Annotated in this window: 18 protein-coding genes and 1 pseudogene; 5 read left to right on the top strand and 14 right to left on the bottom strand. The window is 52.3% G+C overall.

All coding sequences use genetic code 11. From position 1 onward, the window contains the following. Positions 1-164: 164 nt before the first annotated feature. Complete coding sequence (gene sseA / locus KXD89_RS05945; RefSeq protein WP_000108626.1) at positions 165-1,010, top strand: 3-mercaptopyruvate sulfurtransferase; 846 nt, start codon at positions 165-167, stop codon at positions 1,008-1,010. A gap of 661 nt (positions 1,011-1,671) precedes the next feature. Further along, positions 1,672-1,797 carry a small toxic inner membrane protein TimP gene (gene timP / locus KXD89_RS22275; protein ID WP_001380605.1) on the top strand — a complete coding sequence of 42 codons (126 nt, stop codon included), beginning with the start codon at positions 1,672-1,674 and terminating at the stop codon, positions 1,795-1,797. Positions 1,798-1,827: 30 nt separating this feature from the next. Here the strand turns inward: timP and sseB are convergent, their stop codons facing one another. The 12 genes and pseudogenes from sseB to trmJ form a co-directional block, all read right to left on the bottom strand. Continuing rightward, positions 1,828-2,604 carry an enhanced serine sensitivity protein SseB gene (gene sseB, locus KXD89_RS05940; protein ID WP_001295479.1) on the bottom strand — a complete coding sequence of 259 codons (777 nt, stop codon included), beginning with the start codon at positions 2,602-2,604 and terminating at the stop codon, positions 1,828-1,830. Between the two features lie 29 nt (positions 2,605-2,633). Next, positions 2,634-2,737, bottom strand: a pseudogene (locus KXD89_RS22545) (hypothetical protein); the annotation flags it as partial. A gap of 8 nt (positions 2,738-2,745) precedes the next feature. After that, positions 2,746-4,029, bottom strand: coding sequence for an aminopeptidase PepB (gene pepB, locus KXD89_RS05935; protein ID WP_000133592.1), 1,284 nt, complete (start codon positions 4,027-4,029; stop codon positions 2,746-2,748). Positions 4,030-4,206: 177 nt separating this feature from the next. Then, the gene (gene iscX, locus KXD89_RS05930; RefSeq protein WP_000523616.1) at positions 4,207-4,407 is read right to left on the bottom strand and encodes a Fe-S cluster assembly protein IscX; all 201 of its coding nucleotides are present in this window, start codon (positions 4,405-4,407) and stop codon (positions 4,207-4,209) included. 11 nt (positions 4,408-4,418) lie between these two features. Continuing rightward, the gene (gene fdx, locus KXD89_RS05925; RefSeq protein ID WP_001124469.1) at positions 4,419-4,754 is read right to left on the bottom strand and encodes an ISC system 2Fe-2S type ferredoxin; all 336 of its coding nucleotides are present in this window, start codon (positions 4,752-4,754) and stop codon (positions 4,419-4,421) included. Between the two features lies 1 nt (position 4,755). Next, positions 4,756-6,606 (bottom strand): Fe-S protein assembly chaperone HscA, encoded by a 1,851-nt coding sequence (gene hscA, locus KXD89_RS05920; protein WP_001196613.1) that lies wholly within the window; start codon positions 6,604-6,606, stop codon positions 4,756-4,758. 16 nt (positions 6,607-6,622) lie between these two features. Then, entirely contained in the window at positions 6,623-7,138 is a 516-nt protein-coding gene (gene hscB, locus KXD89_RS05915) for a co-chaperone HscB (RefSeq protein ID WP_000384413.1), read from the bottom strand. Between the two features lie 95 nt (positions 7,139-7,233). Next, positions 7,234-7,557, bottom strand: a complete 324-nt coding sequence (gene iscA / locus KXD89_RS05910; RefSeq protein WP_000028953.1) for an iron-sulfur cluster assembly protein IscA — start codon at positions 7,555-7,557, stop codon at positions 7,234-7,236. A 16-nt stretch (positions 7,558-7,573) separates the two neighbouring features. Next, positions 7,574-7,960, bottom strand: a complete 387-nt coding sequence (gene iscU / locus KXD89_RS05905; protein WP_000331707.1) for a Fe-S cluster assembly scaffold IscU — start codon at positions 7,958-7,960, stop codon at positions 7,574-7,576. 27 nt (positions 7,961-7,987) lie between these two features. Beyond that, a complete protein-coding gene (iscS, locus tag KXD89_RS05900; protein WP_001295373.1) occupies positions 7,988-9,202 on the bottom strand; it encodes a cysteine desulfurase in 1,215 nt (404 codons plus the stop codon). A 111-nt stretch (positions 9,203-9,313) separates the two neighbouring features. Continuing rightward, entirely contained in the window at positions 9,314-9,802 is a 489-nt protein-coding gene (gene iscR, locus KXD89_RS05895) for a Fe-S cluster assembly transcriptional regulator IscR (protein ID WP_001241357.1), read from the bottom strand. A gap of 360 nt (positions 9,803-10,162) precedes the next feature. Continuing rightward, entirely contained in the window at positions 10,163-10,903 is a 741-nt protein-coding gene (gene trmJ / locus KXD89_RS05890) for a tRNA (cytosine(32)/uridine(32)-2'-O)-methyltransferase TrmJ (protein ID WP_000940019.1), read from the bottom strand. Positions 10,904-11,021: 118 nt separating this feature from the next. On the opposite strand from trmJ, the gene suhB reads away from it, so the two are divergent. The 3 genes from suhB (at position 11,022) to csiE (ending at position 14,295) form a co-directional block, all read left to right on the top strand. Further along, on the top strand, positions 11,022-11,825 hold the full coding sequence (suhB, locus tag KXD89_RS05885; protein ID WP_000553451.1) for an inositol-1-monophosphatase: 804 nt from the start codon (positions 11,022-11,024) through the stop codon (positions 11,823-11,825). A 144-nt stretch (positions 11,826-11,969) separates the two neighbouring features. After that, positions 11,970-12,824: an alpha/beta hydrolase gene (locus KXD89_RS05880; protein WP_001297705.1), complete on the top strand. Its 855-nt coding sequence runs from the start codon at positions 11,970-11,972 to the stop codon at positions 12,822-12,824. 190 nt (positions 12,825-13,014) lie between these two features. After that, the gene (csiE, locus tag KXD89_RS05875; RefSeq protein ID WP_000982994.1) at positions 13,015-14,295 is read left to right on the top strand and encodes a stationary phase inducible protein CsiE; all 1,281 of its coding nucleotides are present in this window, start codon (positions 13,015-13,017) and stop codon (positions 14,293-14,295) included. Here the strand turns inward: csiE and KXD89_RS05870 are convergent. Then, complete coding sequence (locus tag KXD89_RS05870; RefSeq protein WP_000244193.1) at positions 14,287-15,426, bottom strand: 3-phenylpropionate MFS transporter; 1,140 nt, start codon at positions 15,424-15,426, stop codon at positions 14,287-14,289. The two genes, csiE and KXD89_RS05870, sit on opposite strands and share 9 nt — an antisense overlap. A 159-nt stretch (positions 15,427-15,585) precedes the next feature. After that, the gene (hcaR, locus tag KXD89_RS05865; RefSeq protein WP_000423261.1) at positions 15,586-16,476 is read right to left on the bottom strand and encodes a DNA-binding transcriptional regulator HcaR; all 891 of its coding nucleotides are present in this window, start codon (positions 16,474-16,476) and stop codon (positions 15,586-15,588) included. Positions 16,477-16,538: the final 62 nt, after the last annotated feature.

Genomic DNA, 16,538 nt, shown 5'->3' with positions numbered 1-16,538 from the left:
TTATTATGCGTGAGAATTTACGTTATGTAATTCAGTATCACGCCCATACAATCCGAATTTTAGTGAGAATTGTGGCTCAGACAGCCAAATCAGCCTCTTTTGCTTGTCGCTTTTCACTAAACATCCGACAATTTAGCCTAACCCCGGCAAAAATGGAGATGCCTATGTCCACGACATGGTTTGTAGGAGCCGACTGGCTCGCCGAACATATTGATGACCCGGAAATTCAGATTATCGATGCCCGCATGGCGTCGCCTGGACAGGAGGATCGTAACGTTGCTCAGGAGTATCTGAATGGACATATTCCCGGCGCAGTGTTTTTTGATATCGAAGCGCTTTCTGATCACACTTCCCCGCTTCCGCACATGCTGCCGCGCCCGGAAACGTTCGCCGTGGCGATGCGTGAATTAGGCGTTAACCAGGATAAGCACCTGATTGTCTATGACGAAGGTAATCTTTTCTCAGCCCCACGAGCATGGTGGATGCTGCGCACCTTTGGTGTAGAGAAAGTGTCGATTCTGGGGGGTGGACTTGCAGGCTGGCAGCGCGATGATCTGCTGTTAGAAGAAGGTGCAGTAGAGCTGCCGGAAGGAGAGTTTAACGCCGCGTTTAATCCTGAAGCCGTGGTGAAAGTAACCGATGTATTATTGGCAAGCCATGAAAATACGGCGCAAATTATTGATGCCCGCCCGGCTGCACGTTTTAACGCAGAAGTTGATGAACCTCGCCCAGGTTTACGTCGCGGACATATTCCCGGAGCACTGAATGTTCCGTGGACGGAACTGGTGCGCGAAGGCGAACTAAAAACGACCGATGAACTGGATGCGATATTTTTTGGTCGCGGCGTCAGCTACGACAAACCAATTATCGTCAGCTGCGGCTCTGGTGTAACGGCAGCCGTGGTTTTGTTAGCACTCGCGACGCTGGATGTGCCAAACGTGAAACTGTACGACGGCGCATGGAGTGAATGGGGCGCGCGGGCAGATTTACCGGTTGAGCCAGTGAAATAAGTATTTTACAGGCAATAAAAAACCGCCGAATTTGGCGGTTTTTTATTGCTAGTCTGGTTCGCGGCCTTTCCAGCAGGTTGACTTGTGTTACATGAGCAACGCAGGTGCTTCACAGCAAAACAATACTCACCAGTAACTCTCTTTTTGTCAAGCAAAAGAGAGTAATTATTGTTTATTTAGCGTATTATCGACACCGGCCCTTTCCGCCGTGTTCGGTAATAAAATAACCTGGCTTATTAGTCCGAATTCAGACAAATATAAATAAATCCTGCTCAAAATTAAAAATTCTAACCGGTAAAAGATATTACTTAAACATGTAAATTCACTTTCCTTTAAAAAACAAAAAACCGCCAAAATCAGGCGGTTTTTTGTTGCTGGTCCGGTTCGCGGCCTTTCCAGCAGGTTGTATTACCGTAGTAATGCAAGCGCGTCTCAGCGGAGACAATACTCGCCAGTAACTCTCTTTTTGTCAAGCAAAAGAGAGTTATTATTGTTCTGTTAGTGTATTATCCACTGCGGCCCTTTCCGCCGTCTCGCAAACGGGCGCTGGCTTTAGGAAAGGATGTTCCGTGGCCGTAAATGCAGGTGTTTCACAGCGCTTGCTATCGCGGCAATATCGCCAGTGGTGCTGTCGTGATGCGGTCTTCGCATGGACCGCACAATGAAGATACGGTGCTTTTGTATCGTACTTATTGTTTCTGGTGCGCTGTTAACCGAGGTAAATAATAACCGGAGTCTCTCCGGCGACAATTTACTGGTGGTTAACAACCTTCAGAGCAGCAAGTAAGCCCGAATGCCGCCCTTTGGGCGGCATATTTTAGATTATCCGATTCTGTTTAAAGTCACGCAAAAAACCACCCCAGCGACGTTCATAGAATGGCGCAATATGTTCGGTAATAAAGTGGCTAATTCCTTTTTCCCCTTTTTTCACCTGACAAATATCGATTGGTTCATCGCCAGGTAATGTATCGGTCGCTACACTTCCCGTCGCCTGAATAATTTCTTCGATATCACCATCGGCTTCAATGCCAATAAGTAAATTAGGCTGTGCCTCTTCGTTCTCTTTAATTGAACAAATAAAAGCACGCTTCACCGGCTTAATGGTTTTAAATAAGGTGGTGAGTGAATCAATCATTTGTGCTGGCGGCTCTGCGACTTCCGATAATATCAGCGATTCACCGCCTTCCAGGATTTCCTGGCTGCTCAGCGGATTTCCCTCTTCACCAATCAACAAACTGATTTCACGCGGCATAAATTCTTTACCGGTTGGCAGTTTGGCATTAAGGAAGAGCGTTTCGCCAAGTGTCATCTCAAACAGCGTGCGAACGGGCATTACGACAAATGCCTGTTCGTCTTCAACCGCCTGTTGAAGTGCTTCTAACGAGGTGAAAAAAGGAATGACGCTGGTGCCGTCTTCTTTTTCCCAGTGCTGTAAATCAAGCGCGCTATCTTCAACCACAGCCTCGCCCTGCGCCGCCGTACCAGGCACCCAGACGGTGGATTCCAGTAGAGTACGGAAAAAGGCCGGGCGGTGCGCCGGTTCAGTTGCTGCTTTTTCCAGCAGGTCTTCAAGTTCGTTTTTTGTTTCGGACATAAGAACCACAATTCATTCAACGTTCGGGGCGCAAATGCCTGATGCGCTACGCTTATCAGGCCTACAAGGGATTCGCAATTTGTTGAATTTGCAGAATTTGTAGGCCGGATAAGGCGTTTACGCCGCATCCGGCATATTAGTTTACGCCGTTAACAGATTAGCTATCGTGCGCACACCAAGTCCCGTAGCGCCCGCAGACCACTGTTCAACCGGCGCTTTACGGTAAGTCGCCGAGCAGTCGATATGCAGCCAGCCTTGCTGATAGTTCTCAACAAAGTGCGACAGGAAGCCCGCCGCCGTGCTCGCGCCTGCCGGATACGCCGCGCTTCCGGTATTGTTCAGTTCGGCAAAGTTAGACGGCAGCTGGCTGCGGTGGAACTCCGCCAGCGGCAGACGCCAGAACGGTTCGTTCTCCTGCGCGGCACTCGCCAGCAAGCGACCGGCCAGCGCATCGTCAAAACTGAACAGCGCGTGATAATCATTACCCAGCGCAGTTTTCGCCGCCCCGGTGAGGGTCGCCGCATCAATGATCATTTCCGGTTTCTGCGCACTGGCATCAATCAGACCATCGGCAAGCACCAGACGCCCTTCGGCATCAGTGTTCATCACTTCAACTTTTTTACCGTTGCGATAGGTGATGATATCGCCCAGCTTGAACGCATTGCCGCTAATCAGGTTATCCGCACAGCAGAGGAACAGCTTCACGCGCTTGTTCAGTCCGCGCGTAATGGCAAATGCCAGCGCCCCGGTAACCGTTGCCGCGCCGCCCATGTCCGACTTCATCGAGTCCATAAACGCAGTCTGTTTGATGCTGTAGCCGCCGGAGTCAAAAGTGATACCTTTACCTACCAGGCACGCGTACACTGGCGCTTCTTTATCGCCAGTTGGGTTGTAATCCAGCGCCAGCAATACCGGAGAACGTTCTGAACCGCGTCCGACTGTGTGCAGCCCCATATAACCTTGCTCACGCAGATCTTCGCCTTTGGTGATCCGATAAGTCACACGATCGCCCGCGACGTTGCTGATCAGATCAACAGCACGCTGTGCCAGTTGCGATGGTCCCAATTCTTCTGCCGGTGCGTTGATGGTGTCACGCACCCAGTCGATGATCATCAGGCGGTTATCCAGTTCCTGGCGCTGGGCATCGTCCAGATCCGGCCACACCACTTTACGCGTGCCTTTCGGGGCTTTGTAACCTTGCCAGAATGCCCAGCAGCGATCCGCATCCCAGCCTTCACCGCTTAACTGAACATGCTTGATGCCCAGACCGTCAATCTTGCGCGCCGCACGCTGGATCAGCCCCAGATCGTCTGCCCCGTTCAAATGCAGGGTAATGCCGTCATTATTAATGCTGTAAGTTGCTTTTTCTCCCCAGCGCGCGTCGGCAGGTTGGGTAGAGAGGGTAATCTTCATCGCTTCTGTCATTTTAGTTATCCTTCTTTGTAAAAGGGCCGCCAGTTGGCAGCCCCAGGATTTTTCCGCTAAATGATTCGCGTTGCAGGAAGGCGGCAAGTGAGTGAAGCCCCAGGAGCATAGATAACTATGTGACTGGGGTGAACGAGCGCAGCCAACGCATCTGCGGCGTGAAGCATGACGCGGAAATTATTCGGCCTCGTCCAGCCAGACTAACAAAATCGCTTCGAGGATTTTCTCGTTGGATGCCTGCGGGTCGTCGTCGAAATCTTCCAGATCGCAAATCCACTGATGCATATCGGTGAATCGAACCGTTTTCGGATCAAGATCGGGATACGCATCGTACAGTGCTTCGCCAATTTCGCGGCTATCGGTCCACTTAAGTCCCATACTAACCTCTGTTAATGCTCACGCGCATGGTTGATAGTGTAACGCGGGATTTCGACTACTAAATCTTCGTCGGTAACGCGCGCCTGGCAGCTTAAACGGCTTTCCGGCTCCAGTCCCCAGGCTTTGTCCAGCATGTCGTCTTCCTGCTCTGAGCTTTCCGGCAGTGAGTCAAAACCTTCACGAACGATGCAGTGGCAGGTGGTGCAAGCACAGGATTTTTCACAGGCGTGTTCAATCTCGATACCGTTACGCAGAGCTGCGTCGAGAATGGTTTCACCGCTATTAGCTTCCAGAACAGCGCCATCAGGGCAGAGATCCTGATGAGGCAAAATAACAATCTTTGGCATATTAAACCTCGTCCACGGAATGGCCTTTCAGCGCACGACGAACCGACTGGTCCATGCGGCGAGCGGCGAAATCCTGGGTTTGTTTGTCTACGTTTTTAATCGCTTGTTCGATGGCGTCAACATCATCGCCCTGCGCCACTTCACTCAGGTGAGCGGCAGCATCGTCAATGACCTGACGTTCTGCGGCGCTTAACAGCGCGGCATCAGCAGCCAGCGCGCCGTGCAGACTTTCCAGCACACGCGCCGCTTCTACTTTTTGTTCTGCCAGCATTCGGGCTTTTACGTCCTGCTCGGCATAGCTCATTGAGTCTTTGATCATCGAAGCGATTTCGCTATCGGTCAGACCGTAAGACGGTTTGACCTGAATAGACGCCTCAACGCCGGTGGATTTCTCCATCGCCGTCACGCTCAAAAGACCGTCGGCATCGACCTGGAACGTCACGCGAATATGCGCACCGCCAGCCGGTAGCGCCGGAATACCACGCAGCGCAAAACGCGCCAGTGAGCGGCAGTCCTGCACCAGTTCGCGCTCACCCTGCATTACATGGATAGACATCGCCGTCTGACCATCTTTAAAGGTGGTGAAATCCTGAGCGCGGGCCACCGGAATAGTGGTATTACGCGGAATCACTTTCTCCACCAGGCCGCCCATCGTTTCGAGGCCCAGCGACAGTGGGATCACATCAAGCAACAGCATTTCGCTGTCTGGCTTGTTACCCACCAGAATATCCGCCTGAATCGCCGCGCCAATAGCGACGACTTTATCCGGGTCGATGGAAGTCAGCGGTGGACGACCGAAAAATTCGCCTACCCGTTCACGCACCAGCGGCACGCGAGTAGAACCGCCCACCATCACCACTTCCAGCACTTCATCAGCTTCTACACCCGCGTCTTTCAGCGCGCGACGACAAGCCAGTAAGGTTCGTTTTACCAGTGGCGCGATCAGTTCATTGAATTGTTCACGGCTGATTTCGCCCTGCCAGCCCGCAACGTTAACGGTCACGGAGTCCGCATCGCTCAGCGCGATTTTGGCTGCAATGGCGGCATCCAGCAGTTCACGCTGAACGCGGTTATCGCTACGATCAGGAATGCCCGCCTGCTCGCGAATGTAATCCGCCAGCAGATGGTCGAAATCATCGCCGCCGAGCGCGGAATCACCGCCGGTTGCCAGCACTTCAAACACGCCGCGACTTAAGCGCAGAATGGAAATATCAAACGTCCCGCCACCGAGGTCATAAACGGCGATCACGCCTTCCTGACCGGAATCCAGCCCGTAGGCGATAGCCGCAGCGGTCGGTTCGTTAAGTAAGCGCAGGACGTGAAGGCCCGCCAGACGCGCCGCGTCTTTGGTGCCCTGACGCTGGGCATCGTCAAAGTACGCCGGAACGGTGATAACTACACCATCCAGCTCGCCTGCCAGGGCTTCAGTTGCCCGCGCCGCCAGTGCTTTGAGGATGTCCGCAGAAACGCGCACCGGGTTCAGCAGCCCCGCCGCCGTTTCAATCATCGGCAGGCCGTTTTCGCTGGCCTGGAATTGATAAGGCAGATGCGGATAGCGTTGCTGGATATCAGCCAGCGAGCGTCCCATCAGGCGTTTAACAGAACTAATTGTGTTGGCGGTATCGAGCGCTGCATTAGTACGCGCGTCATAACCCACCGAATGCCCTTGCTGTTGATAGTGAACAACAGATGGCAGCAGGTGACGGCCTTCATGATCGGCTAACGTTTCGGCCTGACCGCTGCGCACTGTCGCCACCAGCGAGTTGGTTGTGCCCAGGTCAATACCGGCCGCCAGACGACGCTGATGCGGCGCAGCACTCAAACCAGGTTCACTAATTTGTAATAAGGCCATGTTTAGCTTCCAGAAATTAAAAATCGAGCAGTTTTTCTTCGAGTTGTTCGGCACTGCTTCGCAGTTTATCGAGAAAACGCAGCTTACGCACGGTATCCGCCGCCGCGTCCCACGTCTCGTTGTCTAACTGTTCAACCATCAACTGATGGCGGGTATCAAACATCTTTTTCACACGTTTGATAAAGCTTTCCAGCCGCGCTTCATCTTTCGCCTGTTCGATCTCGTCCAGCTCTTCGCGCAGCTCCAACTGTTCCATCAGGAACGCGGTGTCGCGCACAGTATGCTGCTCGCTGGCGAGATCAAAGCCGTGCAAAGAAAGCAAATATTCCGCGCGCATTAACGGATGACGCAGCGTTTGCCAGGCCTGGTTAATGGTTGCAGATTGCTGTACGGCGGCGAGTTGTTCCGCCTGGCTTCCGCTGGCGAATTTATCAGGATGATACTGACGTTGTAGATCCTGAAAACGCAGGCTCAGCGCCTGGGTATCGAGTTGATAGCGGGCAGGCAAGCCAAAGAGGGTGAAGTAATCCATAACATTCTCAGGGCTGCGATCCGCCGCGATAACGGCGAATCAGGTAAAACAAACCCCACGCGCAGGCGACCACGGTGGGGTTATCGGTATGCGCATCAAACGTGGAAGCTTTCGCCGCAACCACACTCATCTTTGACGTTCGGGTTGGTGAATTTAAACCCTTCGTTCAGGCCTTCTTTTACGAAGTCCAGCTGCGTACCGTCCAGAAATTGCAGGCTCTTGCCATCGACCACGACTTTCACGCCTTTGTCTTCAAACACGATGTCTTCCGGCGTCGGTTCGTCAACAAATTCCAGTACATAAGCCATACCTGAACACCCGGAGGTTCTCACGCCCAGACGCAGGCCAAACCCTTTACCGCGGTTAGCCAGAAAGGTATTTACTCGCGCTGCTGCACTGTCGCTCAGTGTAATCGACATAACCAAACCTCAACTCTTATTTTGCTTCACGTTTGCTTTTATAGTCCGCAATGGCGGCTTTGATCGCGTCTTCTGCCAGAATAGAACAGTGAATTTTCACCGGCGGCAGTTCAAGTTCTTCAGCAATATCGGTGTTTTTGATCGCCTGCGCTTCGTCGAGAGACTTCCCTTTCACCCATTCGGTGACCAGGGAGCTGGAAGCGATAGCGGAACCGCAGCCGTAAGTTTTAAAACGCGCGTCTTCAATGATACCTTCATCGTTGACTTTAATCTGCAACTTCATCACGTCGCCACAGGCCGGTGCCCCCACCATGCCGCTGCCGACGTTCTCGTCGTTGTTGTCAAAGGAACCCACGTTACGCGGATTCTCGTAATGGTCGATAACTTTTTCGCTGTAAGCCATTATAAATTCTCCTGATTCCGATACCGATTAATGATGAGCCCATTCGATGCTGTTCAGATCCACGCCCTGCTTGTACATTTCCCACAGCGGAGAAAGGTCACGCAGACGACCGATGGATTTACGAACTAACTCGATGGTGTAGTCGATCTCTTCTTCAGTAGTAAAACGACCTAAAGAGAAACGGATAGAGCTATGTGCCAGCTCGTCGTTCAGCCCCAGCGCGCGCAGCACGTAGGACGGTTCGAGGCTTGCTGACGTACAGGCGGAACCTGAAGAAACTGCGAGGTCTTTCAGCGCCATAATCAGCGACTCACCTTCAACGTAGTTGAAGCTGACGTTGAGAATGTTCGGCGCACCGTGTTCCAGGTCACCGTTCAGGTAAACTTCTTCGATATCTTTGATGCCGTTCCACAGACGGTTACGCAGGCCGCGCAGACGTTCCATCTCGGTCGCCATCTCTTCTTTTGCGATGCGATAGGCCTCGCCCATTCCGACGATCTGGTGAACAGGCAGAGTGCCGGAACGCATACCGCGCTCGTGACCGCCGCCGTGCATTTGCGCTTCGATGCGTACGCGCGGTTTACGACGTACATACAGCGCACCGATACCTTTCGGGCCATAGATTTTGTGACCGGAGAAAGACATCAGGTCAACTTTCAACTGGCTCAGGTCGATAGGCAGTTTACCCACGCTCTGGGTTGCATCAACGTGATAGATAATGCCACGAGCACGGCACATTTCGCCGATAGCCGCGATATCCTGCACCACGCCGATTTCGTTATTTACGTGCATGATGGACACGAGGATGGTGTCGTCACGCATCGCTGCTTCAAGTTCTTTCAGGTCGATAATGCCGTTACGCTGCGGTGCCAGGTAGGTGACTTCAAAACCTTCGCGCTCCAGCTGACGGCAGGTATCCAGTACCGCTTTGTGTTCGGTTTTGCTGGTGATGATGTGCTTGCCTTTTTTCTGATAAAAGTTGGCTGCACCTTTGATCGCCAGGTTGTCAGATTCGGTTGCACCAGAGGTAAAGACGATTTCACGCGGATCAGCGCCGACCAGATCGGCAATCTGATTACGGGCGATATCTACCGCTTCTTCAGCCTGCCAGCCGAAACGGTGAGAACGGGAGGCCGGGTTACCAAAGGTTCCGTCCATCGTCATAAACTGCATCATTTTCTCGGCAACACGCGGGTCCACCGGCGTGGTTGCGGAGTAGTCGAGATAAATCGGTAATTTCATTGCTCTATAAACTCCGTACATCACTCAATGCAAGGAATCAGGCTACCGGCTGGATGTACGACCGTGTTTACGGAGTATTTAGCACTCCGGCCTGATTCTGAATTCTTTTTATTAAGCGCGTAACTTAACGTCGATCGCGTCTTGTGTGCGGGTGCGTGGCGCGTCGTGAGTATGCTGACGACCAGACACATCCAGCACTTCCTGGTTATTAACCAGTTCGCCTAAAGTAATGTTGTTGAGAAAACCGGTGAGACGGTCGCTCAAATCACGCCACAGCGCGTGGGTCAGGCATTTATCGCCGCCCTGGCAGCCGCCTTTACCCTGACAACGGGTGGCATCTACAGATTCGTCAACGGCGCTAATTACTTCGCCAACGGCGATGCTGCTGGCATCTTTGCCTAACAGATAACCACCGCCTGGTCCACGTACGCTGGAAACCAGACCATTTTTACGCAGACGGGAAAACAGTTGTTCCAGATAAGAAAGGGAAATTCCCTGACGTTCGGAAATATCAGCCAACGGTACCGGGCCCGCTTCAGAGTTGAGCGCAACGTCAAGCATTGCGGTCACGGCATAGCGCCCTTTAGATGTCAGTCTCATGTCTTACTTCACCTCAAACTCGCCCCTGCCCGGGGTTTTTTATTGTAAAAGTGGGGGTATTGCATAGCAGGGTCAAGTCTGACATTCCCGAGTAAATTGGTCAACTATTTACTTGACTGATTTAGTCGGGTATTTAACCTTCAGTGCCATTTTTTTATCGTGGCGTTTGTACCTGTTGTCGGATGCGGCGTGAACGCCATATCCGCCCTGGGGTTCTGTACACTGTAGGCCTGATAAGACGCATTACGCGTCGCATCAGGCAACGGCTGTCGGATGCGGCGTGAACGCCTTATCCGACCTACGGTTCTGTTCACTGTAGGCCTGATAAGACGCATTACGCGTCGCATCAGGCAACGGCTGTTATTCGGCCTTGTTACCTTTATTCTGCTGCTCAATAGAAGCCAGAATCCCGCGCAGGATATTCAACTCCTGGCTTTCCGGGCGCGCACGGGTAAACAGACGGCGCAATTTATTCATCACCTGCCCCGGATGGTTTTCACGGATAAAACCGGTTGCCAGCAGCGTTTGTTCCAGATGACCATAAAAACGCTCCAGATCATCGACCAGCGGATACGGCGTCTCTTCATGCTCGACCTGCTCGCCGTTTTCCTGAGTTGCCAGCCAGGCCATGCGCACTTCATAGGCAATAACCTGAACCGCCATCGCCAGGTTCAGCGAGCTGTATTCCGGGTTAGCCGCAATCGCGACATGATAATGGCATTTCTGCAACTCTTCATTGGTCAAGCCGACGCGCTCGCGACCAAACACCAGCGCCACCGGGGTATTTGCCGCTTCAGCGACGCTTTTCAGGCCGCATTCGCGCGGGTCGAGCATCGGCCATGGCAGCGTGCGGGAACGTGCGCTGGTGCCCACCACCAGGCTACAACCGGCTAACGCTTCGTCGAGCGTATCGACGATGTGAGCATTACCAATCACATCGCTGGCCCCTGCTGCCAGGGCAATCGCCTGGGAGTCGGGTTTCACCAGTGGATTAACCAGCCACAGATTGGTTAATCCCATTGTTTTCATGGCACGGGCAACAGAACCCATATTGCCGGTGTGTGACGTCTCCACCAGCACAATTCGAATATTTTGCAGCATTGTCTTTCTTCATCTAAAGATTATTCACGCATCTTATCATAAAACGAAGACAGATGCCGATCTCGCTGCTATACTCTGCGCCGTTTTCCCGTTCTTTAACATCCAGTGAGAGAGACCGATGCATCCGATGCTGAACATCGCCGTGCGCGCAGCGCGCAAGGCGGGTAATTTAATTGCCAAAAACTATGAAACCCCGGACGCTGTAGAAGCGAGCCAGAAAGGCAGTAACGATTTCGTGACCAACGTAGATAAAGCTGCCGAAGCGGTGATTATCGACACGATTCGTAAATCTTACCCACAGCACACCATCATCACCGAAGAAAGCGGTGAACTTGAAGGTACTGATCAGGATGTTCAATGGGTTATCGATCCACTGGATGGCACTACCAACTTTATCAAACGTCTGCCGCACTTCGCGGTATCTATCGCTGTTCGTATCAAAGGCCGCACCGAAGTTGCTGTGGTATACGATCCTATGCGTAACGAACTGTTCACCGCCACTCGCGGTCAGGGCGCACAGCTGAACGGCTACCGACTGCGCGGCAGCACCGCTCGCGATCTCGACGGTACTATTCTGGCGACCGGCTTCCCGTTCAAAGCAAAACAGTACGCCACTACCTACATCAACATCGTCGGCAAACTGTTCAACGAATGTGCAGACTTCCGTCGTACCGGTTCTGCGGCGCTGGATCTGGCTTACGTCGCTGCGGGTCGTGTTGACGGTTTCTTTGAAATCGGTCTGCGCCCGTGGGACTTCGCCGCAGGCGAGCTGCTGGTTCGTGAAGCGGGCGGCATCGTCAGCGACTTCACCGGTGGTCATAACTACATGCTGACCGGTAACATCGTTGCTGGTAACCCGCGCGTTGTTAAAGCCATGCTGGCGAACATGCGTGACGAGTTAAGCGACGCTCTGAAGCGTTAATGACTCAGGCGGGTGATATCACTCACCCGCCCTCGCCTTTCAGGCGCTATTCCGAAATACTTCCTCACTGCTTTACTTTCTTTCGTCACTCTCCCACCATCTTTCCCCGATTAATGGATGATAAAGAAGTCGCAAGGAAAGGTTATGGCACTGCCAGTGAACAAACGCGTTCCCAAAATTCTGTTTATTCTCTTTGTTGTTGCCTTCTGCGTTTATTTAGTGCCGCGCGTTGCCATCAACTTCTTCTATTATCCCGACGATAAAATTTACGGTCCCGATCCCTGGTCGGCGGAATCCGTCGAATTTACGGCTAAGGACGGTACTCGTCTGCAAGGCTGGTTTATCCCTTCTTCGACGGGCCCTGCTGACAACGCCATCGCAACCATCATTCATGCTCACGGCAATGCCGGAAATATGTCCGCCCACTGGCCGCTGGTCAGTTGGTTACCCGAGCGTAATTTCAACGTTTTTATGTTTGATTATCGCGGGTTTGGTAAATCAAAAGGCACGCCGTCCCAGGCCGGATTGCTGGACGATACGCAAAGTGCCATCAATGTGGTGCGCCATCGCAGTGATGTAAACCCACAACGTCTGGTGCTGTTCGGGCAGAGTATTGGCGGGGCGAATATTCTGGATGTTATTGGTCGGGGTGATCGTGAAGGCATACGTGCGGTGATCCTCGACTCCACATTTGCCTCTTATGCAACCATCGCCAACCAAATGATCCCCGGCAGTGGCTACTTACTTGATGAGAGTTACAGCGGCGAAAATTATATCGCCAGCGTCAGCCCGATCCCGCTTTTACTCATTCACGGTAAAGCTGATCACGTTATCCCATGGCAGCACAGCGAAAAGTTGTATAGCCTGGCAAAAGAGCCAAAACGGTTGATCCTAATCCCGGATGGCGAACACATTGATGCTTTTTCCGATCGTCACGGCGATGTTTATCGCGAACAGATGGTGGACTTTATCCTTAGCGCGTTGAATCCGCAGAACTAACCCATGATCGCTAGCACGATAATCATTCACAAAACCACCTTAAGACATGCTAATCCACTGGTCAGAACAGTTTAAGATGAGAAAAATTCTGTGACGCTTGCCAACATTTCTGATGATTAGCATTCCCTTCGCCATTTCCTTGAGCAAACTTTAGCTATTCTTATCAATTATGCTTATGGGAGATCTACAGATGATGCCTACGCTTGCTCCACCATCTGTCCTTTCGGCTCCCCAGCGCCGCTGCCAGATCTTGCTGACGCTCTTTCAGCCGGGGTTGACCGCCACCATGGCAACCTTCAGCGAGCTTAATGGTGTGGATGATGATATTGCCAGTCTTGATATCAGCGAAACAGGACGGGAGATCCTGCGCTATCATCAACTCACACTGACGACTGGTTATGACGGTAGCTACCGGGTTGAAGGTACAGTGCTTAACCAACGTTTGTGTTTATTTCACTGGCTACGACGTGGTTTCCGTCTGTGTCCGTCATTTATTACCAGCCAATTCACCCCCGCCCTGAAGAGTGAACTGAAGCGGCGCGGAATTGCGCGTAACTTTTACGACGATACCAATCTACAAGCGTTAGTGAATCTCTGCTCCCGACGGCTGCAAAAACGCTTTGAATCGCGCGATATTCATTTCCTGTGTCTGTATCTGCAATATTGTTTGCTGCAGCACCACGCTGGAATTACGCCTCAGTTTAATCCGCTCCAACGTCGCTGGGCGGAATCCTGCCTTGAATTTCAGGTAGCGCAGGAAATTGGACGCCACTGGCAGCGTCGGGCGCTCCAGCCTGTACCACCTGATGAGCCACTGTTTATGGCACTACTTTTTTCCATGTTGCGGGTTCCCGATCCATTGCGGGATGCGCATCAGCGGGACAGACAATTGCGTCAGTCTATCAAACGTCTGGTAAACCATTTTCGTGAGCTGGGAAATGTTCGTTTTTATGATGAACAGGGGTTATGTGATCAGCTTTATACCCACCTCGCCCAGGCGTTAAATCGCAGTTTGTTTGCCATCGGTATTGATAATACCCTGCCGGAAGAGTTCGCCAGACTGTACCCACGCCTGGTGCGCACCACCCGCGCGGCGCTGGCCGGATTTGAAAGTGAATACGGCGTCCATCTTTCTGATGAGGAAAGTGGTCTGGTCGCGGTGATTTTCGGTGCCTGGCTAATGCAGGAAAACGATCTGCATGAAAAACAGATTATTCTTCTTACCGGGAATGATAGCGAGCGAGAAGCGCAGATTGAGCAGCAGTTACGCGAACTAACGTTACTGCCGCTCAACATTAAGCATATGTCGGTAAAGGCATTTTTGCAGACAGGCGCTCCGCGTGGCGCGGCACTGATTATTGCGCCTTATACCATGCCATTACCGCTCTTTTCACCACCGCTGATCTATACGGACCTGACGCTGACAACACATCAACAGGAGCAGATCCGCAAAATGCTCGAATCAGCATGAGGGAACAACTTTCGGGCGCAAAAACATTGCCGGAAGCGCCACCAGCGCCATTACCCAGAACACGCCGTGGCCCAGATATTGATACAGGAAACCGGCGAAAACGGTCATGATAGCGATACTGCCGCCCATCGCGACGGCAGAGTAAACCGCCTGTAAACGGATGACTTCGCTACCCTGGCGAGCAGCAATATAACGCATGGCGGCCAGGTGGCAGACCGTGAAGGTGCCGCAATGCAGAATTTGCACCACTATCAACCACGGCAACGCCGTAGTTGCTCCCATAATGCCCCAGCGCACTACGCCGCAAATCGCCGAGATCAACAGCATATCGCGTGCACTACAACGGCGGAAAAGTTTATTACTCAGCGCAAAGATAATGACTTCCGCCACCACGCCCAGCGACCACAAATACCCCACCGCCGAGGCCGAGTAGCCAGCTGCCTGCCAGTAAATGGCGCTAAAACCGTAATAGGCCGCATGTGCCCCCTGCAATAAACAAACGCAGGCCAGAAAGCGCCAGTTCTGGCGAACCAGCGCCAACCACGCAGACCAACCGGTGCTCTCCTGCTGGCGACTTGCCCCTTGTGGCTGAATCGTCGGACGGATGAGAAAGCCGAGCAGCATGGATGCCACGCCCAACGTCAACAGCGCGAGGATCACCCGATAATCAAACATAGTGACCAGTTTGCCCGTCAGCGCCGAGCCAATGACAAACGCCACCGAGCCCCACAGTCGCACTTTGCCGTAATCAAGCGGGAACTGCTTTTGCCACGTATTCGCCAGTGCATCGGTCAACGGTACCAGTGGTGAGAAAAAGAGGTTAAAGCCAATCATCACCAGCATCAGCCACGCTACGTGCGCCCCCGCCCAGAAGGCGACAGCAAAGAGAAGTGTCAGCAGTGCCAGCACGCGCAAGGCGGAAATCAGGCGGGAAGGATCGCTGACGCGGGGCGCGATGAGCAAACTCCCGAGGAAACGGGCAACCAGACCTGCCCCCAATAACAGGCCGATGGTTTCTGGCGTTAAACCAATCCCTTTAAGCCAGACGCTCCAGAAAGGTAGAAAAATGCCGTAACTAAAAAAGTATGTGAAATAGCCGAGCGCCAACCAGCGCGTGGATTGCAAAACCATGAGTCCCTCCCGTCAGGAGGCGTTAGTCTGGGGTTAATCGAATGTTGGTGCAAGTTGAAAAATAAGAATATTCGAGCCTGCTTCCCGATGTCTGTAACGCCAGTTCACAAGCACTAAAAAACTGAGATCCGCGACGCATGTTGCAAAAATAATGCGTAATTATGCCGTTACGCTTGCCAAACGTTCCTGCACAATGGCGATGAAATCGCGTAATGCCGGCTTCATCTCCCCTTTCTTCCACGCCATCAGTAAAGCAATGGAAGGCACATTTCCGGCAATGGGACGAAAAACAACCTGTCCGGTATTAAAATTATTCATATAACCGGGTATCAAAGTGACGCCCAGCCCCATGCCCACCAGATTCATGGTCACCAGAATATTCGTTGCCACCTGGACGATATTTGGCTGGCTGTTTTCTTGCGCAAACCACGCTTTAACGATCGGCGCAAGCGAACCGGAATACACCGGATCGGTACTGACGAAATTCACGCCATCCAGTTGCGCGGCGGTGATCTCTTTTTCATGTGCTAAAGGGTGATCAACCGGTAACACAACCACTAATGGTTCGTCAAAAAGCTCCAGATAATCAATCTCCGGGCTATAAACAGGATGGCGCATTAAGCCGACGTCGAGTTCACCACGGCGAATTTTTTCCTCCTGTTGCGTGGTGATTAAACTCACCAGCTCAATCAAGGTGTCTGGCTGTCTGAGACGAAACATCGGTAATACTTTTGGCAGTAAATTCACTTCCGCCGATGGCACAAAGCCAATGGTTAATTGTCTGTCTTCCTGAACAATTTTCCGCGCCCGTAATTTGGCATTTTCCGCTTGTTCGAGGATTGCCAGCGCGTCCTGGAGAAAACATTCTCCCGCCGCCGTCAACGCGACTTTGCGCTTATCCCTCACCAGTAACGGAACACCGACACAGTTTTCAAGATCGCGGATCTGGCTGCTTAACGAAGGCTGTGAGGTATGCAGTTTTTCCGCCGCACGGGTAAAGTTCAGTGCCTGCGCCACTGCGACGAAATAGCGTAAATGCCGTAGTTCCATCACCTTCCCCTTGTTATCGAAAAAACGTCTCAGCTGGTAGAAATTAACTATTTCACATATTA

This window comes from Escherichia sp. TC-EC600-tetX4, from assembly GCF_019356055.1.
Lineage (GTDB): Bacteria > Pseudomonadota > Gammaproteobacteria > Enterobacterales > Enterobacteriaceae.
This window is presented reverse-complemented; position numbering and strand designations above follow the sequence as displayed.